This window comes from Burkholderia sp. AU27893 (genome assembly GCF_002223205.1).
Taxonomy (GTDB): Bacteria; Pseudomonadota; Gammaproteobacteria; order Burkholderiales; family Burkholderiaceae; genus Burkholderia.
On the sequence record NZ_NKFD01000001.1, the window covers coordinates 378,568 to 400,580 of the forward strand.

At 67.2% G+C, this 22,013-nt stretch carries 17 protein-coding genes; 15 read left to right on the top strand and 2 right to left on the bottom strand.

Translation table 11 applies throughout. From position 1 onward, the window contains the following. The first annotated feature begins 5 nt into the window (after nucleotides 1-5). On the top strand, nucleotides 6-335 hold the full coding sequence (gene cyaY, locus CFB47_RS01795; RefSeq protein ID WP_069246934.1) for an iron donor protein CyaY: 330 nt from the start codon (nucleotides 6-8) through the stop codon (nucleotides 333-335). Between the two features lie 90 nt (nucleotides 336-425). Here cyaY and CFB47_RS01800 read toward each other — a convergent pair whose 3' ends face one another. Then, nucleotides 426-2,816, bottom strand: coding sequence for a penicillin-binding protein 1A (locus CFB47_RS01800; protein WP_179243602.1), 2,391 nt, complete (start codon nucleotides 2,814-2,816; stop codon nucleotides 426-428). A gap of 220 nt (nucleotides 2,817-3,036) precedes the next feature. On the opposite strand from CFB47_RS01800, the gene CFB47_RS01805 reads away from it, so the two are divergent. The 12 genes from CFB47_RS01805 to ugpQ all read left to right on the top strand — a co-directional run bounded on the left by CFB47_RS01805 (nucleotide 3,037) and on the right by ugpQ (nucleotide 15,158). After that, nucleotides 3,037-3,963 carry a competence protein ComA gene (locus tag CFB47_RS01805; RefSeq protein WP_089460343.1) on the top strand — a complete coding sequence of 309 codons (927 nt, stop codon included), beginning with the start codon at nucleotides 3,037-3,039 and terminating at the stop codon, nucleotides 3,961-3,963. Next, nucleotides 3,960-4,568 (top strand): fimbrial protein, encoded by a 609-nt coding sequence (locus tag CFB47_RS01810; protein WP_089460344.1) that lies wholly within the window; start codon nucleotides 3,960-3,962, stop codon nucleotides 4,566-4,568. Before CFB47_RS01805 ends, CFB47_RS01810 begins: the two co-directional genes overlap by 4 nt. Beyond that, nucleotides 4,565-5,434, top strand: coding sequence for a pilus assembly protein (locus tag CFB47_RS01815; protein ID WP_089460345.1), 870 nt, complete (start codon nucleotides 4,565-4,567; stop codon nucleotides 5,432-5,434). Before CFB47_RS01810 ends, CFB47_RS01815 begins: the two co-directional genes overlap by 4 nt. Then, entirely contained in the window at nucleotides 5,431-7,062 is a 1,632-nt protein-coding gene (locus tag CFB47_RS01820) for a type IV pilus secretin PilQ (RefSeq protein WP_089460346.1), read from the top strand. The genes CFB47_RS01815 and CFB47_RS01820 overlap by 4 nt, the downstream gene beginning before the upstream one ends. 40 nt (nucleotides 7,063-7,102) lie before the next feature. Next, on the top strand, nucleotides 7,103-7,657 hold the full coding sequence (locus CFB47_RS01825) for a shikimate kinase (protein ID WP_089424313.1): 555 nt from the start codon (nucleotides 7,103-7,105) through the stop codon (nucleotides 7,655-7,657). Then, complete coding sequence (aroB, locus tag CFB47_RS01830; protein ID WP_089439053.1) at nucleotides 7,654-8,733, top strand: 3-dehydroquinate synthase; 1,080 nt, start codon at nucleotides 7,654-7,656, stop codon at nucleotides 8,731-8,733. The genes CFB47_RS01825 and aroB overlap by 4 nt, the downstream gene beginning before the upstream one ends. A 41-nt stretch (nucleotides 8,734-8,774) precedes the next feature. After that, nucleotides 8,775-9,983, top strand: coding sequence for a deoxyguanosinetriphosphate triphosphohydrolase (locus tag CFB47_RS01835; RefSeq protein WP_089424315.1), 1,209 nt, complete (start codon nucleotides 8,775-8,777; stop codon nucleotides 9,981-9,983). A gap of 90 nt (nucleotides 9,984-10,073) precedes the next feature. Continuing rightward, on the top strand, nucleotides 10,074-11,408 hold the full coding sequence (ugpB, locus tag CFB47_RS01840) for a sn-glycerol-3-phosphate ABC transporter substrate-binding protein UgpB (protein WP_089439054.1): 1,335 nt from the start codon (nucleotides 10,074-10,076) through the stop codon (nucleotides 11,406-11,408). A 103-nt stretch (nucleotides 11,409-11,511) separates the two neighbouring features. Then, nucleotides 11,512-12,396, top strand: a complete 885-nt coding sequence (gene ugpA, locus CFB47_RS01845; RefSeq protein ID WP_089460347.1) for a sn-glycerol-3-phosphate ABC transporter permease UgpA — start codon at nucleotides 11,512-11,514, stop codon at nucleotides 12,394-12,396. Further along, on the top strand, nucleotides 12,393-13,238 hold the full coding sequence (gene ugpE / locus CFB47_RS01850; RefSeq protein WP_039366729.1) for a sn-glycerol-3-phosphate ABC transporter permease UgpE: 846 nt from the start codon (nucleotides 12,393-12,395) through the stop codon (nucleotides 13,236-13,238). Before ugpA ends, ugpE begins: the two co-directional genes overlap by 4 nt. A 32-nt stretch (nucleotides 13,239-13,270) precedes the next feature. Beyond that, nucleotides 13,271-14,356, top strand: coding sequence for a sn-glycerol-3-phosphate import ATP-binding protein UgpC (locus CFB47_RS01855; protein ID WP_089455457.1), 1,086 nt, complete (start codon nucleotides 13,271-13,273; stop codon nucleotides 14,354-14,356). Between the two features lie 28 nt (nucleotides 14,357-14,384). Next, on the top strand, nucleotides 14,385-15,158 hold the full coding sequence (gene ugpQ, locus CFB47_RS01860) for a glycerophosphodiester phosphodiesterase (protein WP_089455522.1): 774 nt from the start codon (nucleotides 14,385-14,387) through the stop codon (nucleotides 15,156-15,158). Nucleotides 15,159-15,328: 170 nt separating this feature from the next. Here ugpQ and CFB47_RS01865 read toward each other — a convergent pair whose 3' ends face one another. Further along, nucleotides 15,329-16,060, bottom strand: a complete 732-nt coding sequence (locus tag CFB47_RS01865; RefSeq protein ID WP_089439057.1) for an OmpW family protein — start codon at nucleotides 16,058-16,060, stop codon at nucleotides 15,329-15,331. Between the two features lie 193 nt (nucleotides 16,061-16,253). On the opposite strand from CFB47_RS01865, the gene CFB47_RS01870 reads away from it, so the two are divergent. Beyond that, complete coding sequence (locus CFB47_RS01870) at nucleotides 16,254-16,967, top strand: transposase (RefSeq protein WP_006477151.1); 714 nt, start codon at nucleotides 16,254-16,256, stop codon at nucleotides 16,965-16,967. A gap of 289 nt (nucleotides 16,968-17,256) precedes the next feature. Continuing rightward, on the top strand, nucleotides 17,257-21,960 hold the full coding sequence (locus tag CFB47_RS01880) for a glutamate synthase-related protein (protein ID WP_089455458.1): 4,704 nt from the start codon (nucleotides 17,257-17,259) through the stop codon (nucleotides 21,958-21,960). Nucleotides 21,961-22,013: the final 53 nt, after the last annotated feature.

Sequence of the window (22,013 nt, forward strand, 5' to 3'; positions counted from 1 at the left end):
TTAGCATGTCCGATACCGAATACCTGACCCGTGCCGAGGCCGTGCTGGCGGCCGTCGAGCGTACTGTCGACGACGCCAACGACGGCGATCACGACATCGATCTGGAGCGCAACGGCAGCGTCCTGACGCTGACGTTCGAGAACGGCTCGAAGATCATCGTCAACCTGCAGCCGCCGATGAAGGAAGTGTGGATCGCCGCTCGGGCGGGCGGTTTCCACTACCGTTTCATCGACGGCGAATGGCGCGATACGCGCACGGGCACCGAGTTTTTCTCGGCGCTCACCGAATACGCGACGCAGCAGGCTGGCCTGCCGATCACGTTCAGCGCGCCGTAACCGCTCGGGCCGAAGCCGGGGCTGCGCGTCGACGCGTCGTGCCAAAGAAAAAGCGCCCCGCGGGGCGCTTTTTTCATGTTCGGCCGGTGGTCAGTGCGCGAACAGGTTCATGATGTCCTGCTTTTCCTGCTCGTCGACGTGCGGCACGGTGGCGTCGACGTTCTGCGCGGCCGGTGCCTGCGGTACGCCGACCGTCGACACGAAGCCGTGGCCCGGCGCGAACTCGGTGAAGTACAACTCGCCGCCGAGCGATTCAACGCCGTCCGGCATCGTCGGCTTGAACTCGGGCACGCCCTTCAGCGCGGCGCCCATGTAGTCGATCCAGACCGGCAGCGACAGGCCGCCCCCCGTTTCGCGATCGCCGAGGCTGCGCGGATTGTCGTAGCCGATCCACGCGATCGCGGCGAGCGTGTGCTGGTAGCCGGCGAACCACGCGTCGTGCGAGTCGTTCGTCGTGCCGGTCTTGCCCGCGAGGTCGGTGCGCTTCAGCACGTTGGTCCGTGCGCCCGTGCCGCGCTGCGCGACGCTCTGCAGCAGGCTGTTCATCACGTACGCGTTGCGCGGGTCGATCGCGCGCGGCGCATTCTGCTCGGCGACGAGCGGCTGCGCGCGCACGACGATCGCGCCGTTCGGATCGGTGACTTCGGCGATCAGGTACGGATTGACGCGGTAGCCGCCGTTCGCGAAAACCGAGTACGCGCCCGCCATCTGCAGCGGCGTGACCTGGCCCGCGCCGAGTGCCATCGGCAGGTAGGCCGGATGGCGTTCGGCGTCGAAGCCGAAGCGGGTGATGTACTGCTGCGCGTACTTCGTGCCGATGTGGTTCAGGATCCGGATCGACACGAGGTTGCGCGAGCGCTGCAGCGCGGTGCGCATCGACATCGGGCCTTCGAAGCCGCCGCCGTAGTTCTTCGGCTCCCAGGGCTGGCCACCCGTTTCGGCGGCGCTGAAATACAGCGGGCCGTCGTTGATCACGGTGGCCGGCCCGAGGCCCTTGTCGAGCGACGCCGAATAGATGAACGGCTTGAACGACGAACCCGGCTGCCGCCACGCCTGCGTGACGTGGTTGAACTTGTTCTTGTTGTAGTCGAAGCCGCCGACGAGCGAGCGGATCGCGCCGTCCTGCGGGACGATCGACAGGAATGCCCCCTCGACCTGCGGCAACTGCGTGATCGACCATTTGCCGGCGTCGTTCTTCACGACGCGGACGATCGCGCCCGGGCGGATGCGGCGATTCGGCTGCGCATTGGCCGACAGCGCGCCCGATGCGAAGCGCAGGTTGTCGCCCTCGATCGTCGCATTGCTGCCGTCGATGAACGCGACCGTGATCTGGCGCGGGCTGGCGGCCGTGACGACCGCGGCGATCAGTTCGCCGTTGTCGGGGTGTTCGAGCAGCGCATCGTCGATCGCCTGTTCGCGGTCGTCGGCCCCGGCCGGCAGCTCGATGAAGCCTTCCGGCCCCCGATAGCCGTGCCGGCGTTCGTAATCCATGATGCCCTTGCGCAGCGCGGTGTACGCGACCTGCTGATCTGCGGAGTCGATCGTCGTGACGACGTTGAAGCCGCGCGTGTAGGTTTCCTCACGGTACTGCGCGTACATCATTTGTCGGACCATTTCCGCGACGTACTCGGCGTGCACGCTGAAATCGCGGCCCGGACCCTTGACGACGAGCGGCTGCGCGGAAGCTTCGTCGTACTGCTCGCGCGAAATGAAGTTCAGCTCGAGCATGCGTTGCAGGATGTATTCCTGGCGCACCTTCGCCCGCTTCGGGTTCACGACCGGGTTGTACGCGGACGGCGCCTTCGGCAGCCCGGCAAGCATTGCGGCTTCGGCGAGCGAGATGTCCTTCAGGTCCTTGCCGAAGTAGACCCGCGCGGCGCTGGCGAAGCCATACGCGCGCTGGCCGAGGTAGATCTGATTCATGTAGACCTCGAGAATCTGATCCTTCGTCAGCGCGCGCTCGATCCGGTACGCGAGCAGCATCTCGTAGATCTTGCGCGTGTAGGTCTTCTCGCTCGACAGGAAGAAGTTGCGCGCGACCTGCATCGTGATCGTGCTCGCACCTTGCGACGCATGGCCGTTCGTCAGCGCGACGATGCCGGCGCGGACGATGCCGGTGAGGTCGACGCCGCCGTGATCGTAAAAGCGTGCGTCCTCGATCGCGAGGATCGCCTTCTTCAGCGAGTCGGGCACGTCCTTGAAATGGACGACGTCGCGGCGCTCTTCGCCGAATTCGCCGATCAGCACGTGATCGGACGTATAGATGCGCAGCGGCACCTTCGGCCGATAGTCGGTCAGCGCGTCGAGCGACGGCATGTTCGGCCATGCAACGACGAGCGCATAGCCGAGCACGAGGCCGCCGGCCACGACGAGCGCGACGCACATCGTGGCGAATCCGAGCAGGACTTTTTGCCACCAGGGCCGCTTCTTCGGCTCCGGGGCGGGAGGCGGGGACGTAGGAGTCGTGGATTGCATAGGCATACCGGAAAACAGTCCCGCGATTATAGCTGCCCGGTAAGACCGGTCCTGACGCGGGGGGCGCCCGCCGCGAAGACGCGGTCTGGCGTGCTTCCAGCATAGCCCGCGCATGGCCGTCGCGAGCGGATGCTGGCCGTTAGGCCGACTGTCGGCCGCACGCGCCGATTTGCAGAATCAGGTCTCGGAAACGCGGCATGGGCCGCGACGATTTCGGGAGGCTGGGATGGCGGGACGATGGCGAGCGCGGTTTGCGCAGGGTGGGCAACGGTCGACGGGAATCGACGTCGGTGCGGATGAGGTGAGGGTGGCCGTGCTGAGCCGGTGCGGCCGGGGCGCGGAGGTGTGCGTCGAGGGGCTGGAGCGGGAGCCGGTCGGGTTGGCGGGCGGGCCGGAGGATGCGCGCTGGGCGGCGGTTGCGCGTGCGCTGGCCGCTGCCGTGTCGAGGCTGTCGGCGGCCGGGGTGCGGTGTGACACGCGCGGCGTGATGGCGTTGCACGATGACGAGATGCGCACCGCGACGCTAGACCTGGCCGGTCGGGCCGATGTCGAGGACGCCGCGCGGCAGGCGGCCGAACGCATCTCGGGGCTGGCGCCGGACAGTCTCGCGTTCGACTGGCGGCAGGACGGCGGCGCGGGAGCCGGCGAGATCGAAATTGCCGTGGCTCCGCTGGCGCTGCTCGAACGGCGGATCGACGTGGCCGCCCAGGCCGGTGTCGACCTGACGGTGGTCGACGGCGAGTCGGCCGCGGCGCTGCGTGCGTTGCGCTATGCCGCGCAATTCGAACCCGACGCGCAGGCGGGCCCCTACGCGGCGCTCTGGTTCCATGACTCGGGCGTGCACGGCTGGCGGATTGACGGCCCGTTGGCCGTACCGGTGCTGACGCTGTCCGGCGCCGTGCCGGGGGCGTTCTCCGATGCATTGCGCCAGCGCGCGCTCGGGGCCGTGTGTTGCGTACTCGTGTCAGGGGACGAGCGGTGTATCGCCCGCGTCGATACGTCCGTCGCCGAGATTGGCGACGTGCTCGGCGCGGTTGCGGTGTCGTTCGACTGCACCGGCTGGAATGGGCAGCCATGCCTGCCCGCCGGCATGCCGGGCGGCCCGGCATGGGCGGTCGCATTCGGGCTGGCATTGCGCGGGGTGTGGGAATGACGGCCTGTCGTGCGGAGCCGGGCGGCTTCAACCTGCTGCCGTACCGCGAGCGGCTGGCGCAGGCGTTGCGACGTCGCCGCGCCGCGCAGTGCGGTGCGGCGATTCTGGTCGGTGTGCTCGGCGCCGGCCTGTGGACGGGCGCCGCCACCGGGGCGCGGTGGCGCGTGGATGCCCAGCGCGCGAGTGTGGAGGCGCGGCTGCGGCAGTTGCAGCCGCAGGTGGCGGCCGCGACACGTGCAGCCAAGGCTGCGGCCGTTGCCGCGCAACGCGACGCGCAGGCGGCCGCGCTCGCCGCGCCTTATCGGCACGTCGCAGGGCTGCTGGCCACGCTGGCGCAGGTGCGTGACGGCACCGTCCGGCTCGACGCGCTGCGCACGACGTCGGCCGGTGCCGTGCTCGATGCACGCGCCGCGAGCTACCGGGCGGTCGCGCGATGGCTCGGTGGGATGGCGCGCGAGCAACGTAGCTGGCGGATCGATATCGATGCACTGAAGCCTGCTTCCGGTGCTCCGGTCGTGACAGGCGGGATGCCGTTCCGGTTCTCGGTCCAGCTGCGCTGGCTCGATGCGATGGCATCCCGGAATGCGTCGGGAGGTGGCGCATGACGGCGGTGCTCGCGCATCGGTTCGCACTGCGCGGCGACGGATGGCGGGGCGGCATGCGGCGCGTGCCGCCGGCGGCTGTGCACGTCGCAGGCTGCGCGCTCGCATTCGCGGCCGTGCTGGCGGGCGGCATTCATCTGGCGAATGCTGCCGACTGGAGCGGGCTCGCGCATAGTCGCGCGTTGCTCGCCGCGGCGCAGACGCGGGAGGCCGACGCGCGGCGTGTCCTGGCTGCCGCTGCACGGCAACGCGGGGTGCAACCGGCGGCGGCACATGGCGATCGCTCGCCGCGTACGCCGGAATGGGCTGCGTTGATGCTGGAACTGGCAAATCGCGCCGCGTCGAGCGGGCTGCGCGACGTATCGATCGAACCGCTGCGCACCGATGGCGCGGTGCCGGACGGTCGGCGCACGGTGCGCATCGTCGCCGAGGGCCGCTTTCACGCGTTGCTGCAGCTGGTCGGCGGGCTGGCTCGTTTCCCGGTTCTGGCTGTGCCGTCCGCGCTGCGTGTCGAACGGGGAAAGGAGGCCGCGCGCGTGGAAATGTCCGTCGACGTGTTTCCGGGGTTGCCGGCGCCGACGTCCACGGGCGGGGAGGCGTCGGTTCTGGCCGACGTGCCCGGCGCCGATCCGTTCGGCGAGGCCGGTTCGTCCGAAGCGGAGGGGGCGGCTGTCCGCCTGGCCGGCACGATTCGCGACGGGCGTACCGGTCTCGCGCTGTTCGACGACGGTGACGGCGCGTTCACGGCCGTGGTCCCTGGCGACACCCTCGGGGTCGCGCGGGTGGTGCGAGTCGATCCCGTCGCCGTGACGCTCGCGACAGCGGACGGCGCGTACCGGGTCACGCTGGACGACGGGAGGCAGCCATGATCAAGCACGGATGCCGGGTGCTCGCCGTTTGGGCCGGATTGACCGCGTCCGGTGCAAGCGCGTCATTGCCGCCACTGCCGGCCGTCTGGCCTGCCGCATCGCTGGATACGCAGGTGCCGGGCCAGCCGTTGCCACAAGGCGCGGTGGACGGTGCGGATCACACCGTAGCGACGGAGGCCGATCCGCCGCCGTTCGATCAGGCGGCTCGCGCGGCGCTGCAAGCGGAGGCCGCCGCCCGTGCACCCGGGCTGGAGGGGCCGCCGATCCCGTTGGCGCCGCCGGCCCGGATGGGCGACGCTGCGGCCCGGCAACCGGGCGATGCGGACGACACGCGGCGGATCTCGCTGAATCTGCAGGGCGCGGGGCTTCCAGCCGCGTTCGACGCGTTCGCGCGGTTCACGGGGCTCAATATCGTCGTCAGCGAGCAGGTGCGCGGCACCGTCACGTTACGTCTGAACAATGTCCGTTGGCGCGATGCCTTCGACACGCTACTCGACACGCACGGGCTCGCGATGACCCGGCGGGGCACCGTGATATGGGTCACGCCGGCGGTCGAACTGGCCGCCCGCGAACGCGAGCGCTTCGAAATGCACGCGCGGGCCGCCGATCTCGAGCCGCTTGCGAGCCGGACGTTCGCGCTGCACTACCCGCGTGCGCAGGACGTGCAGCGACTGCTGGCCGGCGCGACCGGCCAGCGCCTGCTGTCGAAGCGCGGCGCCGCGGCGGCCGATCCGCGCACGAACCTGCTATTCGTCACCGATCTCGCGCCGCGTCTCGACCAGATCGCGAGCCTGATCGAGGCGATCGACCGGCCGTCGCGGCAGGTCCGGATCGAGGCCCGCATCGTCGAGGGCGAGCAGGGTTTTTCGCGCAATCTCGGCGCACGCGTCGCGCTGCGGGCGCGGGAGCGGCCGCCGTCGGGCGAGAGCGGCACGTCTACGACCGTTGCCGGCAACGCGCTCGACCTGGCGGCGCGGCCGCTCGGCGGCTTCGAAGCGGCAACCGCCGGCTTCACGCTGTTCGCCGCACCGTTCAGCCGCGTGCTCGACGTCGAGCTGAGCGCGCTCGAGGCGCAAGGGCGGGGCCAGATCGTTTCGAGCCCGCGCGTGGTGACTGCTGATCGAGTCAAGGCGATCGTCGAACAGGGCTCGGAGTTGCCGTACCAGGCGAAGGTCGGGAACGGCGTGAGCGGCGTGCAGTTCCGCCGGGCCACGCTCAAACTGGAGGTCGAGCCGCAAATCACGCCGGACGGGCGCGTGGTGCTCGACCTGGACGTGACGAAGGACAGCATCGGCGAGCCGACGGCGGCCGGCCCCGCGATCCATACGAAGCACGTCCAGACGCGCGTCGAGGTCGAGAACGGCGGGACGGTCGCCATCGGCGGGATCTATGAACAACTGAACCGGAACGATGTGACGCGCGTGCCGCTCTTGGGCAAAATACCGTTTCTGGGCGCGCTTTTCCGGCACCGCGCGCAACGCGATCAACGTAACGAACTGGTCGTTTTCATCACGCCGACCGTCGTCGATGCGCGCTGCAATGCGCGCGGCGCGGTCAGCACGGATGCCGAGAAAACGGGGACGGAAGCCGCCGACGCAGGCTCGACAAGGCAGCCGCTTTGCCAGTAAGCTGCGCCACACACCAGCAAGATTGAAGCAGAGGAAGCCGTTGCAAGCGCGGGACCCACATGCAAACGTATTTTTCGTCGGCCTTATGGGAGCGGGTAAGACCACCGTGGGCCGTGCGGTCGCGCGTCGTCTCGACAGGACGTTCTTCGACTCCGACCACGAAATCGAGGCCCGCACGGGCGCGCGCATTCCGGTGATCTTCGAGATGGAGGGCGAGGCCGGGTTTCGCGATCGCGAAACGCAGGTGATCGCCGATCTCACGCAGCGCGAGAACATCGTGCTCGCGACGGGCGGCGGCGCGGTGCTGCGCCCGGAAAACCGCGACTGCCTGAAAAACCACGGCATCGTCGTCTACCTGCGCGCCAATCCGCACGATCTGTGGCTGCGCACGCGCAAGGACAAGAACCGCCCGCTGCTGCAGACCGAAGATCCGAAGGGGCGTCTCGAAGCGCTGTACGAGGTACGCGACCCGCTGTACCGCGAATGCGCGGATTTCGTCATCGAGACCGGCCGTCCGTCGGTCAACGGTCTCGTCAACATGGTGCTGATGCAACTCGAACTGGCCGGCGTCATCGCCAAGCCGCTACAAGCATGATTACTGTCAACGTCGACCTGGGCGACCGCGCCTATCCGATTCACATTGGCGCCGGCCTGATCGGCCGCGCCGAGCTGTTCGCGCCGCATATCAAGGGCTCGTCCGTCACGATCGTCACGAACACGACGGTCGATCCGCTCTACGGCGACGCGCTGCGCGCGGCGCTTGCGCCGCTCGGCAAGCGCGTGTCGACGGTCGTGCTGCCGGACGGCGAGGCGTACAAGAACTGGGAAACGCTGAACCTGATCTTCGACGGCCTGCTGACCGACCGCGCGGACCGCAAGACGACGCTCGTCGCGCTCGGCGGCGGCGTGATCGGCGACATGACGGGCTTCGCGGCCGCGTGCTACATGCGCGGCGTGCCGTTCATCCAGGTGCCGACGACGCTGCTGTCGCAGGTCGACTCGTCGGTCGGCGGCAAGACGGGCATCAACCACCCGCTCGGCAAGAACATGATCGGCGCGTTCTACCAGCCGCAGGCCGTGATCGCGGACATCGGCGCGCTGACGACCCTGCCCGACCGCGAACTGGCGGCCGGCGTCGCCGAGATCATCAAGACCGGCGCGATCGCCGATGCGGAATTCTTCGACTGGATCGAGGCGAACGTCGACGCGCTGAACCGGCGCGACCCGGCGGCGCTCGCGCATGCGGTGAAGCGCTCGTGCGAGATCAAGGCGAGCGTGGTGGCGGCCGACGAACGCGAAGGCGGCCTGCGCGCGATCCTGAACTTCGGCCACACGTTCGGCCACGCGATCGAGGCCGGGCTCGGCTATGGTGAGTGGCTGCACGGCGAAGCGGTCGGCTGCGGGATGGTGATGGCGGGCGACCTGTCGGTGCGGCTCGGCCTGCTCGACGAAGCGTCGCGGCAGCGCCTCGATGCGGTGATCGCGGCCGCGCACCTGCCGACCCGCGGGCCCGCGCTCGGCGACGCGCGCTATATGGACCTGATGCGCGTCGACAAGAAGGCCGAGGCCGGCGCGATCAAGTTCATCCTGCTGAAGCGATTCGGCGATACGCTGATCACGCAGGCGCCGGACGAAGCCGTGTTCGCCACACTGGCGCAGACCACCCGCTAACGGCGGCCCGGATGCCCCGGCGCCCCTGACATGGAGGAGACGTGAGCGAGACATCCAGCAGCACACTGCCCGAAGCCGGCCACGCGTCAGCTGCGCCGGTGGCCGAGCCGCCGACGCTGGCGGCGCTGGAAGCCCATCTCGCTCCGTATGCCGCACACGCGTCGCAGTCGCGCGGCCGTCGCCATCCGGAAGCACCGCCGGCGGCGCGCACCGAATTCCAGCGCGACCGCGACCGCATCGTCCATTCGACCGCGTTCCGCCGGCTCGAATACAAGACGCAAGTCTTCGTCAATCACGAAGGCGACCTGTTCCGCACACGCCTCACGCACAGTCTCGAAGTCGCGCAGATCGCGCGCTCGGTCGCGCGCAACCTGCGCCTGAACGAGGATCTCGTCGAAGCGATCTCGCTCGCGCACGACCTCGGGCATACGCCGTTCGGCCATGCCGGGCAGGATGCGCTGAATGCCTGCATGCGCGAGCATGGCGGCTTCGAGCACAACCTGCAGAGCCTGGCGGTCGTCGACGAGCTCGAGGAGCACTACGGCGCGTTCGACGGGCTGAACCTGTGCTTCGAGACGCGCGAAGGCATTCTGAAGCACTGCTCGCGCGAGAATGCGCGCAAGCTCGGCGCGCTCGGCGAGCGCTTCCTGCAGGGCCGCCAGCCGTCGCTCGAAGCGCAGCTCGCCAACATCGCGGACGAGATCGCGTACAACAACCACGACGTCGACGACGGCCTGCGTTCCGGCCTGATCACGATCGAGCAGCTCGCGGAAGTCGAGCTGTGGCAGCGCCACTACGAGGCGGCGCTCGCCGAATTCCCGCACCTCGAAGGCCGCCGCCTCGTGCACGAGACGGTGCGCCGCATCATCAACACGCTGATCGTCGACCTGATCGACGAGACGACGCGCAATCTCGCGCGTGTCGCGCCCGCATCGCTCGACGACGTGCGCGCCGCGCCGCCGCTCGTGTCGCACAGCGAAACGGTCGCTGCGCAAGCGGCCGCCCTCAAGCGTTTCCTCTTCAAGAACCTCTATCGCCACTACAAGGTGATGCGCATGGCGAGCAAGGCGCAGCGGGTCGTCACCGGCCTGTTCGACGCGTTCATCGACGATCCGCGCCTGCTGCCGCCGCCGTATCAGTCCGACGACACCGCGCAGCAGCCGCGCCTCGTCGCGCACTACATCGCCGGCATGACCGACCGCTTCGCGCTGAAGGAGTATCAGCGCCTGTTCGTCATCGGCGACAACTGACTGTCACAAACGATCACTAGACTTCGCCGGTTCAATGGCGACGGGAATGTTGCACACGCTGTTGGTAACGTTTTCATAGGAGAGAGGTCGATGAAGAAGAAGCCTGCGGGGACACTGGTTCGTTCGATCGCGCTCGGCGGCGCGCTGATGTTCGGGATGCAGCACGTGGCGCTCGCCGCGACGGAAATCCAGTTCTGGCATGCGATGGAGGCCGCGCTCGGCGAGCGGGTCAATGCGATCGCCGACCAGTTCAATGCGTCGCAGAGCGACTACAAGATCGTGCCGGTCTTCAAGGGCACCTACGACCAGGCGCTCGCGGCCGGCATCGCCGCCTATCGCAGCGGCAACGCGCCGGCGATCCTCCAGGTCTACGAAGTCGGCACCGCCACGATGATGCAGGCGAAGAAGGCCGTCGTGCCGGTCTACGACGTGTTCAAGCAGGCCGGCGTGCCGCTCGACGAAAAGGCGTTCGTGCCGACCATCGCGAGCTACTACAGCGACGCCAAGACGGGCCATCTCGTTTCGATGCCGTTCAACAGCTCGACGCCGGTGCTGTACTACAACAAGGACGCGTTCAAGAAGGCCGGGCTCGACCCGAACCAGCCGCCGAAGACGTGGGCCGACGTGCAGGCCGATGCCGAGAAGCTGCGCAAGTCGGGGATGGCATGCGGCTTCACGACCGGCTGGCAGGGCTGGATCCAGCTCGAGAACTACAGCGCGTGGCACGGGCTGCCGTTCGCGAGCCGCAACAACGGCTTCGACGGTACCGACGCGGTGCTCGAATTCAACAAGCCGCAGCAGATCGCACACATCTCGTTCCTGCAGCAGATGGCGAAGGACGGCACGTTCACGTACGCGGGCCGCAAGGATGAAGCGTCGGCGAAGTTCTACAGCGGCGACTGCGGGATCCTGACGACGTCGTCGGGCGCGCTCGCGAACGTGCAGAAGTTCGCGAAGTTCAGCTACGGCACGGGCATGATGCCGTACGACGCGAACGTGAAGGGCGCGCCGCAGAACGCGATCATCGGCGGTGCGAGCCTGTGGGTGCTGGCGGGCAAGGATCCGGCGACCTACAAGGGCGTCGCGAAATTCCTCGCGTATCTGGCGTCGCCGGCCGTCGCCGCGAAGTGGCACCAGGACACGGGCTACCTGCCCGTGACGACCGCGGCGTACGACCTCACGCGCCAGCAGGGCTTCTACGCGAAGAACCCGAGCGCCGAAACCGCGATCAAGCAGATGCTGAACAAGCCGCCGCTGCCGTACACGAAGGGGCTGCGCCTGGGCAACATGCCGCAGATCCGCACGGTGGTCGACGAGGAATTCGAACAGGTCTGGGCGCAGAAGAAATCGCCGAAGGACGCGCTCGATTCGGCCGCGTCGCGCGGCGACGAACTGCTGCGCCGCTTCGAGAAGTCGGGCGGCTGAGCCCGCATCGCACCGTGCCGCCGGCCGCGTCGCGTCCTGTCCGGATGCGTGCGCCGGCCGGCGGCACGACCCCCTTTCCGTTACGCCTGACCGGATATCCGCGATGCAATCCCGTTCCCGTTTTGGTACGAGCCTGCTGCCGTACCTGCTGATCGCGCCGCAGCTCGCGATCACCGCCGTGTTCTTCCTGTGGCCGGCCGGCGTCGCGCTGTGGCAGTCGACGCAGATGCAGGATGCGTTCGGCTCGTCGAGCGAATTCGTCGGCCTCGCGAACTTCACGCACCTGTTCGCCGATCCGCTGTATCTCGATTCGTTCCGCACGACGCTCGTGTTCAGCTCGCTCGTCACGGTGAGCGGGCTCGTCGTGTCGCTGATTCTCGCCGCGTGCGCCGACCGCGTGATCCGTGGCGCGCGCGTGTACCGCACGCTGCTGATCTGGCCGTACGCAGTCGCGCCGACGATCGCCGCCGTGCTGTGGGCGTTTCTGTTCAACCCGAGCATCGGCCTGATCACCTATGCGCTCGCGAAGAGCGGCATCGTGTGGAACCACGCGCTGAACGGCGGGCAGGCGATGTTCCTCGTCGTGCTCGCGTCGGTATGGAAACAGGTGAGCTACAACTTCCTGTTCTTCTACGCGGGCCTGCAGGCGATTCCGCGCTCGCTGATCGAGGCGGCGGCGATCGACGGCGCCGGGCCGGTGCGGCGCTTCTTCAACATCGTGCTGCCGCTGCTGTCGCCCACCAGCTTCTTCCTGCTGGTCGTGAACCTCGTCTACGCGTTCTTCGACACGTTCCCGGTGATCGACGCGGCCACCGGCGGCGGCCCGGCGCAGAGCACGAAGACGCTGATCTACAAGATCTTCGCGGAGGGCTTCCAGGGGCTCGACATCGGCAGCTCGGGCGCGCAGTCGGTCGTGCTGATGATCATCGTCGTCGGGCTCACGGTGATCCAGTTCCGCTTCGTCGAACGCAGGGTGCAATACGCATGATCGAAAATCGCAAGGGCTTCGACCTGTTCTGCCACGCGGTGCTGATCGCCGGTGTGGTGCTGATCGTGTTTCCCGTCTACGTCGCGTTCTGCGCGGCGACGATGAACGCGCAGGAAGTGTTCACGGTGCCGCTGTCGCTCGTGCCGAGCACGCACCTGTTCGAGAACGTCGCGTACATCTGGGGGCACGGCAGTGGCGGCACGACGGCGCCGTTCGGCCGCCTGCTCGTGAACAGCTTCGCGATGGCGCTCGGCATCGCGGTGGGCAAGATCGCGGTGTCGATCCTCTCCGCGTACGCGATCGTCTATTTCCGCTTCCCGTTCCGCAACACGGCGTTCTGGCTGATCTTCGTCACGCTGATGCTGCCGGTGGAAGTGCGGATCTTCCCGACCGTGCAGGTCGTGTCGACGCTGCACCTGACGAACACCTACGCGGGGCTCACGCTGCCGCTGATCGCATCGGCGACCGCGACGTTCCTGTTCCGCCAGTTCTTCATGACGCTGCCCGACGAGCTGATGGATGCGGCGCGCATCGACGGCGCGGGGCCGCTGCGGTTCTTCTGGGACGTCGTGCTGCCGCTGTCGAAGACGAGCATCGCGGCGCTGTTCGTGATCACGTTCATCTACGGCTGGAACCAGTATCTGTGGCCGATCCTGATCACGACGGAGGCGTCGCTGTCGACGGCGGTGGTGGGTATCAAGACGATGATCGCGAGCGGCGACGCCGCGACCGAATGGCAATACGTGATGGCGGCGACGCTGCTGGGAATGATCCCGCCGCTCGTCGTCGTGCTGGCGATGCAGCGCTGGTTCGTGCGCGGCCTCGTCGATTCCGAGAAATGAATGACAGACGGCAACCGGGAGAAAGACCAAGAATGGCTGCGCTGAGCTTGAAGGGCGTCAGGAAATCCTACGACGGCAAGCAGCACGTGCTGCATGGCATCGACGTGGAGATCGCCGACGGCGAATTCATCGTGCTGGTCGGCCCGTCGGGCTGCGGCAAGTCGACGTTGCTGCGGATGATCGCGGGGCTCGAGACGGTGACGGACGGCGAGATCGCGATCGGCGAGCGCGTCGTCAACGCGCTGGAGCCGAAGGATCGCGACATCGCGATGGTGTTCCAGAACTATGCGCTGTACCCGCACATGACAGTCGCGCAGAACATGGGCTACGGGCTGAAGATCCGCGGGATCGAGCGCGCGACGATCGATGCGCGGGTGGCGGCGGCCGCGAAGATCCTCGAGCTCGAGCCGCTGCTCGCGCGGCGGCCGCGCGAGCTGTCGGGCGGCCAGCGGCAGCGTGTCGCGATGGGGCGCGCGATCGTGCGCGAGCCGTCGGTGTTCCTGTTCGACGAGCCGTTGTCGAACCTCGACGCGAAGCTGCGCGTGCAGATGCGGCTCGAGATCCAGCGGCTGCATGCGCGGCTCGCGACGACGAGCGTCTACGTGACGCACGACCAGATCGAGGCGATGACGCTCGCGCAGCGCGTGATCGTGATGAACCGCGGCTACGCGGAGCAGATCGGCGCGCCGGTCGACGTGTACGAGAAGCCGGCGACGGTGTTCGTCGCGGGCTTCATCGGCTCGCCCGCGATGAACCTGATGCACGGCCGGCTGTCGGACGACGGCGCGACGTTTACGGTCGCGGGCGGTGGCCCGGCGCTGCCGGTCGCGGGCGCCCCCGGCATCGGCCGCGAGATCGCCGCCGGGCGCGACTGGGTGCTCGGCGTGCGTCCCGAGCACATGACGCCGCAGCCGGGCGTCGCGCAGGCGACGCTGCCGGTCGACTCGTGCGAGCTGCTCGGCGCGGACAATCTCGCGCACGGCCGGTGGGGCAGTCACGACGTCGCGGTGCGCCTGCCGCACGCGGACCGCCCGGCGCGCGGCACGGCGCTGGCGGCCGCGCTGCCCGCGCACCGGCTGCATTTCTTCGATCCCGAGACCGGCAAGCGTGCCGGCTGAACCTGCCGACCTTGCCGAGAGACCGACGATGACGACCCGTACCGACTGGTGGCCTTATCCGCGCGTCGTCGCCCATCGCGGCGGCGGCACGCTCGCACCGGAGAACACGCTCGCCGCGCTCGACGAGGGCGCGCGCCGTGGCCACCGGATGGTCGAGTTCGACGCGAAGCTGTCGGCCGACGACGTGACGTTCCTGCTGCACGACGACACGGTCGACCGGACCTCGAACGGTCACGGCGCGGCGGCGGGCATGCGTTATGCGGCGCTGGCCGCGCTCGATGCGGGCACGTGGCGCGACGCGCGCTTCGCGGGCGAGCGGATGCCGACGCTCGAGGCGGCGGCGGCGCGCTGCCTCGCCCACGGGCTGGCAGCGAATGTCGAGATCAAGCCGTGCCCGGGGCGCGAGATTGAGACTGGGCAGCGCGTGGCGGCCGACGCGGCTGCGTACTGGCGTGATGCCGCGGTTCCGCCGCTCCTGTCGTCGTTCTCGTTCGATGCGCTGCAACAGGCACGCGCGACTGCGCCTGCGCTGCCGCGCGGGATGCTTTACGAGGCCGTGCCGGACGATTGGCATGCGCAAGTCGTCGGCGTGCTCGGCTGCGTTTCGTTGCATGCAGACCACAAACAGCTCGACGAACCGCTCGTGCGCGCGATCAAGGCGGCCGGGCTGCGCATCCTGGTTTACACGGTGAACGACCTCGAACGGGCACGCGAACTCGCGCGCTGGGGTGTCGATGCGGTCTGCACGGATCGCATCGACCTGATCGCGCCCGATGCGCTGGACGACATCGCCATCCCCTGACGGCCGCGCCGACGGCCGGCGAAACCCTTGCGCGGAACGTGCCTGACGCGAAAAAACGACGCCCCGACGGGATTTCCGCCGGGGCGTTTTGCATCGTGGAGACGTTACGCCAGGAAAAATCCGCTACAAATTGCAGCAGGATTAACCATTCCCCAAATATTCGACTACGCTTAGAAGCGGTAGCCGACGTTCAGGTACGTGACGATCGGGTTCAGCGAGATGTGGGCCTTCGACGTTTCCGTCAGCGTGCCGACCGGCGTCCGGCGGGCCGTCGTAAAGGTCGCCGTCACGCTGACCGGGATGTACGAGAGCGACAGGCCTGCGAACCAGTGTTTCGTGAAGTTGTACGTGAAGCCGGCGTTGAAGACAGGCGCCCACTGGTTGCTGGTCGTGGCGCTGGTCGGGCCGCCGAGCACGCCGTTCTCGAAGCTGCTGTTCGTGATCTTTGCACCGGTGAACCAGACGTACGTCGCGCCGATGCCGACATACGGACGGAACTTCGCGTTGGCGTCGTTGAAGTGGTAGCGCAGCAATACGGCGGGGCTCCACTGGTACGCACGGCCGAGTACGCCGAATCTATCGAACTGACCCTTGCCGGTAATGTCGAACTTCGGCGGTATCCCCATAACGAGCTCGGTGGAGATATGGTCGGTGATGAAGTAGCCCGTTGCGAGTCCAAGCGTATCAGCGTCGTTGATGCCGGCGCCGGTGTTGGGAATCGATTGGTTGATGGGCGTGCCGCCTACGCCGTAGACGAACAGCGGGTCGCTGCTGTCCTGCGGCGCAAGGTGGAACCAGCCGGTGCTGACGTAGAAATCACCTGCGGATTGTGCATGTGCCGTACCGCCCGCGAAAGCGAATGCGAGCGCTGCGGCCCCCGTAATGGCCAGTTTTCGTTTCATTGTGTCTCCTCCGATCAAAGGCGTGCTCATTATGACGACTGCGTTTAAAACCAAACAAGCTCGTAAGTTAGAGTTTTCTCCCTAGGTTTCGTACGACCGTACGCTTTCGCGCCCCGCGGGGAAAGGCATTCTACGCAGGTGCGCAATTTCGGACCCCCGGGTATTTCCTAACGCGTTCAAACGGACATTCAGCATGGCACGGTTAGCACGACTCTACGTTCCCGACCAGCCGCAGCACGTGATACTGCGCGGCCTGGATCAGCAACCCGCGTTCGTCGACGACCAGGACTACGAACTCTTCATCGATTGTCTGAAGGCCGCCGCGCGCGATCATCACCTGTCGGTGCACGCCTACGTGCTGCTGCCGCGCCAGGTGCAACTGCTCGTGACGCCGAGCGACGAAGCGAGCCTGCCGAAAGCGATGCAGGCCGTCGGTCGCCGCTACGTCGCGCATTTCAACCGCCGCTACTCGCGGCGCGGCACCCTGTGGGAAGGCCGCTATCGCGCGACCGTGATCGAAGGCGAGCGCTATTTCCTGCTCGCGAGCCGCGTGGTCGAGATGAGCCCGGTGCGCGCGCAGCTCGTCGCGACGCCCGAGGCCTATCGGTGGTCGAGCTACCGGCACCACGTCGGGCTCACCGTCGACAGCCTGATCACCGACCATCCGCTCTACTGGGCGCTCGGCAATACGCCGTTCGACCGCCAGCGCGCGTACAAGGAGCTGTGCGAGCAGCCGCTCGACGAGCGCCAGGCCGACCAGCTGCAGCAGGCGACGTTGAAGGGCTGGGTGCTCGGCGGCGAGAATTATCGCGAATGGGCGGCGCGTACCGCGAACCGGCGCGTGTCGCCGCTGCCGCGCGGACGCCCCAGAAAGGTGCGTGAAAACACGCCGCCGATCCAGCAATAAAGCAGGAACGGCGGTTCAGGAGGCGGCGCTGCGGGCGCCGCTTCTTTTTGCACCAAAACGATGCGGCCCTAATAAAACGGCACCAGATCGAGGCATCCATTTTATTGGGGTTCGATCAAGCGGTTTTTGTTGCTATTCCTTTGATTCGTCGCGTATATTCCGAATTCCGGTGGCCCGGGCGAAGCATGCCCATCCACGGTCGGCCGCGCCGTCTCCCGCCGGGAGCGGGATCGACGGCAACAAGAAAATGGTTCAACGGCCTCCAGGCCCCCTTTACGACGGTGTCCCCATGAACGACCACCAGCAGCCGCTCGCCGCGGTGCCCGCCGCACAAGGTCTGTATGACCCGCAAAACGAACACGACGCCTGTGGCGTCGGCTTCGTCGCTCACATCAAGGGCAAGAAGAGCCACGAGATCATTCAGCAGGGTCTGAAGATCCTCGAGAACCTCGATCACCGTGGCGCGGTCGGTGCCGATCCGCTGATGGGCGACGGCGCGGGCATCCTGATCCAGATTCCGGACGCGTTCTATCGCGAGGAAATGGCGAAGCAGGGCGTGAATCTGCCGCCGGCGGGTGAATATGGGGTCGGCATGATCTTCCTGCCGAAGGAAAACGCGTCGCGTCTCGCATGCGAGCAGGAGCTCGAGCGGACGGTGAAGGCCGAAGGCCAGGTCGTGCTCGGCTGGCGCGACGTGCCGGTCGACCATGCGATGCCGATTTCGCCGACGGTCAAGGCGAGCGAGCCGCTGATCCGCCAGATCTTCATCGGCCGCGGCAAGGACATCATGGTGACGGACGCGCTCGAGCGGAAGCTGTACGTGATCCGCAAGACCGCGAGCCACCGCATCCAGGCGCTGAAGCTCAAGCACGGCAAGGAATACTTCGTGCCGTCGATGTCGGCGCGCACGATCGTCTACAAGGGGCTGCTGCTCGCGGGCCAGGTCGGCGTGTACTACCGCGACCTGCAGGACACGCGCGTCGTGTCGGCGCTCGCGCTCGTGCACCAACGCTTCTCGACCAACACGTTCCCGGCGTGGGAACTGGCTCACCCGTACCGGATGATCGCGCACAACGGCGAGATCAACACCGTGAAGGGCAACGTGAACTGGCTGAACGCGCGTACCGGCGCGATCGCGTCGCACGTGCTCGCCGACGACCTGCCGAAGCTGTGGCCGCTGATCTACCCGGGCCAGTCGGATACCGCGTCGTTCGACAACTGTCTCGAGTTGCTGGTGATGGCCGGCTACCCGCTCGTGCACGCGGTGATGATGATGATCCCGGAAGCATGGGAACAGCACACGCTGATGGACGAGAACCGCCGCGCGTTCTACGAATACCACGCCGCGATGATGGAGCCGTGGGACGGCCCGGCCGCGATCGCGTTCACCGACGGCCGCCAGATCGGCGCGACGCTCGACCGTAACGGCCTGCGTCCGGCGCGCTACATCGTCACCGACGACGATCTCGTGATCATGGCGTCGGAAGCCGGCACGCTGCCGATCCCCGAATCGAAGATCGTCAAGAAGTGGCGCCTGCAGCCGGGCAAGATGTTCCTGATCGACATGGAGCACGGCCGCATCATCGACGACAAGGAACTGAAGGACAACCTCGCGAACGCGAAGCCGTACAAGAGCTGGATCGACGCCGTGCGCATCAAGCTCGACGAGATCGAGCCGAAGGCCGAGGAAGTCGCGGCCGGCCGCACGCAGGGCGCCGCGCTGCTCGACCGCCAGCAGGCGTTCGGCTATACGCAGGAAGACCTGAAGTTCCTGATGGCGCCGATGGCGCAGCAGGGCGAGGAAGCCGTCGGTTCGATGGGCAACGACTCGCCGCTTGCGGTGATGTCGAACAAGAACAAGACGCTCTATCACTACTTCAAGCAGCTGTTCGCGCAGGTCACGAACCCGCCGATCGACCCGATCCGCGAGAACATGGTCATGTCGCTCGTGTCGTTCATCGGCCCGAAGCCGAACCTGCTCGACACGAACAACATCAACCCGCCGATGCGTCTCGAAGTGTCGCAGCCGGTGCTCGACTTCAAGGACATCGCGAAGATCCGCGCGATCGACCAGTACACGGGTGGCAAGTTCAGCGCATACGAACTGAACATCTGCTACCCGGTCGCGTGGGGCAAGGAAGGCATCGAAGCACGCCTCGCGTCGCTGTGCGCGGAAGCCGTCGACGCGGTGAAGTCGGGCTACAACATGCTGATCGTGTCGGACCGCAAGACGGACGCCGAGCATGTCGCGATTCCGGCGCTGCTCGCCACGTCGGCGATCCACTCGCACCTCGTCCAGCAAGGGCTGCGCACGAGCACGGGCCTCGTCGTCGAGACGGGCTCCGCGCGTGAAACGCACCACTTCGCGCTGCTCGCGGGCTACGGCGCGGAAGCCGTGCACCCGTACCTCGCGATGGAAACGCTCGCGAAGATGGCCGAAGGGCTGCCGGGCGACCTGTCGCCGGAGAAGGCCGTCTACAACTTCACGAAGGCGGTCGGCAAGGGCCTGCAGAAGGTGATGTCGAAGATGGGCATCTCGACGTACATGTCGTACACGGGCGCGCAGATCTTCGAAGCGCTCGGCCTGTCGAGCGACCTCGTCGAGAAGTACTTCAAGGGCACGGCGTCGAAGGTCGGCGGCATCGGCCTGTTCGAAGTCGCGGAAGAGGCGATCCGCCTGCACCGCGACGCGTTCGGCGACAGCCCGGTCCTGCGCGACATGCTCGACGCGGGCGGCGAGTACGCGTACCGCGTGCGTGGCGAAGACCACATGTGGACGCCGGATTCGATCGCGAAGCTGCAGCACGCGACGCGCAGCAACTCGTACCAGACGTACAAGGAATACGCGCACCTGATCAACGACCAGACCAAGCGTCACATGACGTTCCGCGGCCTGTTCGAGTTCAAGGTCGAGCCGACCAAGGCGATCCCGATCGACGACGTCGAACCGGCGAAGGACATCGTCAAGCGCTTCGCGACGGGCGCGATGTCGCTCGGTTCGATCAGCACCGAAGCGCACGCAACGCTTGCGATCGCGATGAACCGGATCGGCGGCAAGTCGAACACCGGTGAAGGCGGCGAAGACGAGAAGCGTTACCGCAACGAACTGCGCGGCATTCCGATCAAGTCGGGCGAGACGCTGAAGTCGGTGATCGGCGATGAAATCGTCAGCGACATTCCGCTGAAGGATGGCGATTCGCTGCGCTCGAAGATCAAGCAGGTCGCGTCGGGCCGCTTCGGCGTCACCGCCGAGTACCTCGCGTCGGCCGACCAGATCCAGATCAAGATGGCGCAGGGCGCGAAGCCGGGCGAAGGCGGCCAGCTGCCGGGCCACAAGGTGTCCGAATACATCGGCAAGCTGCGTTACTCGGTGCCGGGCGTCGGCCTGATCTCGCCGCCGCCGCACCACGACATCTACTCGATCGAGGATCTGGCGCAGCTGATCCACGACCTGAAGAACGTGAACCCGAGCGCGAGCATCTCCGTGAAGCTCGTGTCGGAAGTGGGTGTCGGCACGGTCGCGGCCGGTGTCGCGAAGGCGAAGGCCGATCACGTCGTGATCGCCGGCCATGACGGCGGCACGGGTGCGTCGCCGCTGTCGTCGGTCAAGCACGCGGGCACGCCGTGGGAACTCGGCCTGGCCGAAACGCAGCAGACGCTGGTGCTGAACCGCCTGCGCGGCCGTATCCGCGTGCAGGCCGACGGCCAGATGAAGACGGGCCGCGACGTCGTGATCGGCGCGCTGCTCGGCGCGGATGAATTCGGCTTCGCGACGGCGCCGCTCGTCGTCGAAGGCTGCATCATGATGCGCAAGTGCCACCTGAACACGTGCCCGGTCGGCGTCGCGACGCAAGATCCGGTGCTGCGTGCGAAGTTCAAGGGCCAGCCCGAGCACGTCGTGAACTACTTCTTCTTCGTCGCCGAGGAAGTGCGCGAGATCATGGCGCAGCTCGGCGTCGCGAAGTTCGACGACCTGATCGGCCGCGCCGACCTGCTCGATACCCGCAAGGGCATCGAGCACTGGAAGGCGAAGGGCCTCGACTTCTCGCGCGTGTTCTACCAGCCGGAAGAATGCGAGGACGTCGCGCCGCGTCACGTCGACGTGCAGGATCACGGCCTCGAGCGCGCGCTCGACCACGTGCTGATCGAGAAGGCGAAGGCCGCGATCGAGAACGGCGAGCATGTGTCGTTCATCCAGCCGGTGCGCAACGTGAACCGGACGGTCGGCGCGATGCTGTCGGGCGTGATCGCGAAGAAGCACGGCCACGAGGGCCTGGCCGACGACGCGGTGCACATCCAGCTGAAGGGCACGGCCGGCCAGAGCTTCGGCGCGTTCCTCGCGAAGGGCGTGACGCTCGACCTCGTCGGCGACGGCAACGACTACGTCGGCAAGGGCCTGTCGGGCGGCCGGATCATCATCCGCCCGACCAACGACTTCCGCGGCAAGTCCGAGGAAAACATCATCTGCGGCAACACGGTGATGTACGGCGCGATCGAAGGCGAATCGTTCTTCCGCGGCGTGGCGGGCGAGCGCTTCTGCGTGCGCAACTCGGGCGCGACGGCGGTCGTCGAAGGCACGGGCGACCACGGTTGCGAATACATGACGGGCGGCACGGTCGTCGTGCTCGGCGAGACCGGGCGCAACTTCGCGGCCGGCATGTCGGGCGGTCTCGCGTACATCTACGATCCGGAAGGCACGTTCGCGGCGAAGTGCAACAAGTCGATGGTCGCGCTCGAGCCGGTGCTGCAGCAGGCCGAGCAGGAGCGCACGGTCGACCGCGCGCTCTGGCACGAAGGCACGACGGACGAAGCGCTGCTCAAGGGGCTCGTCGAGCGTCATTTCCAGTTCACGGGTTCGCCGCGCGCGAAGTCGCTGCTGGAAAACTGGGACGCGGCGCGCCGCCAGTTCGTGAAGGTGTTCCCGCACGAATACAAGCGCGCGCTGGGCGAGATCGGTGCGAAGAAGGCGGCGAAGGAAGAACTGGCCGCCTGAGCGACGAACGACATAGCGAATGCCGCGCGCGCCTGACTGCCGCGCGCGGCTCC

What these genes read in the sequence shown, in the direction of transcription:
- ugpE (WP_039366729.1), top strand. Translation starts at nt 12,393, where the DNA reads ATGATCGAAAATCGCAAGGGCTTCGACCTGTTCTGCCACGCGGTGCTG.
- aroB (WP_089439053.1), top strand. Translation starts at nt 7,654, where the DNA reads ATGATTACTGTCAACGTCGACCTGGGCGACCGCGCCTATCCGATTCAC.
- CFB47_RS01855 (WP_089455457.1), top strand. Translation starts at nt 13,271, where the DNA reads ATGGCTGCGCTGAGCTTGAAGGGCGTCAGGAAATCCTACGACGGCAAG.
- ugpA (WP_089460347.1), top strand. Translation starts at nt 11,512, where the DNA reads ATGCAATCCCGTTCCCGTTTTGGTACGAGCCTGCTGCCGTACCTGCTG.
- ugpB (WP_089439054.1), top strand. Translation starts at nt 10,074, where the DNA reads ATGAAGAAGAAGCCTGCGGGGACACTGGTTCGTTCGATCGCGCTCGGC.
- CFB47_RS01880 (WP_089455458.1), top strand. Translation starts at nt 17,257, where the DNA reads ATGAACGACCACCAGCAGCCGCTCGCCGCGGTGCCCGCCGCACAAGGT.
- CFB47_RS01815 (WP_089460345.1), top strand. Translation starts at nt 4,565, where the DNA reads ATGACGGCGGTGCTCGCGCATCGGTTCGCACTGCGCGGCGACGGATGG.
- CFB47_RS01805 (WP_089460343.1), top strand. Translation starts at nt 3,037, where the DNA reads ATGGCGGGACGATGGCGAGCGCGGTTTGCGCAGGGTGGGCAACGGTCG.
- ugpQ (WP_089455522.1), top strand. Translation starts at nt 14,385, where the DNA reads ATGACGACCCGTACCGACTGGTGGCCTTATCCGCGCGTCGTCGCCCAT.
- CFB47_RS01820 (WP_089460346.1), top strand. Translation starts at nt 5,431, where the DNA reads ATGATCAAGCACGGATGCCGGGTGCTCGCCGTTTGGGCCGGATTGACC.
- CFB47_RS01800 (WP_179243602.1), bottom strand. Translation starts at nt 2,816, where the DNA reads ATGCCTATGCAATCCACGACTCCTACGTCCCCGCCTCCCGCCCCGGAG.
- cyaY (WP_069246934.1), top strand. Translation starts at nt 6, where the DNA reads ATGTCCGATACCGAATACCTGACCCGTGCCGAGGCCGTGCTGGCGGCC.
- CFB47_RS01865 (WP_089439057.1), bottom strand. Translation starts at nt 16,060, where the DNA reads ATGAAACGAAAACTGGCCATTACGGGGGCCGCAGCGCTCGCATTCGCT.
- CFB47_RS01810 (WP_089460344.1), top strand. Translation starts at nt 3,960, where the DNA reads ATGACGGCCTGTCGTGCGGAGCCGGGCGGCTTCAACCTGCTGCCGTAC.
- CFB47_RS01870 (WP_006477151.1), top strand. Translation starts at nt 16,254, where the DNA reads ATGGCACGGTTAGCACGACTCTACGTTCCCGACCAGCCGCAGCACGTG.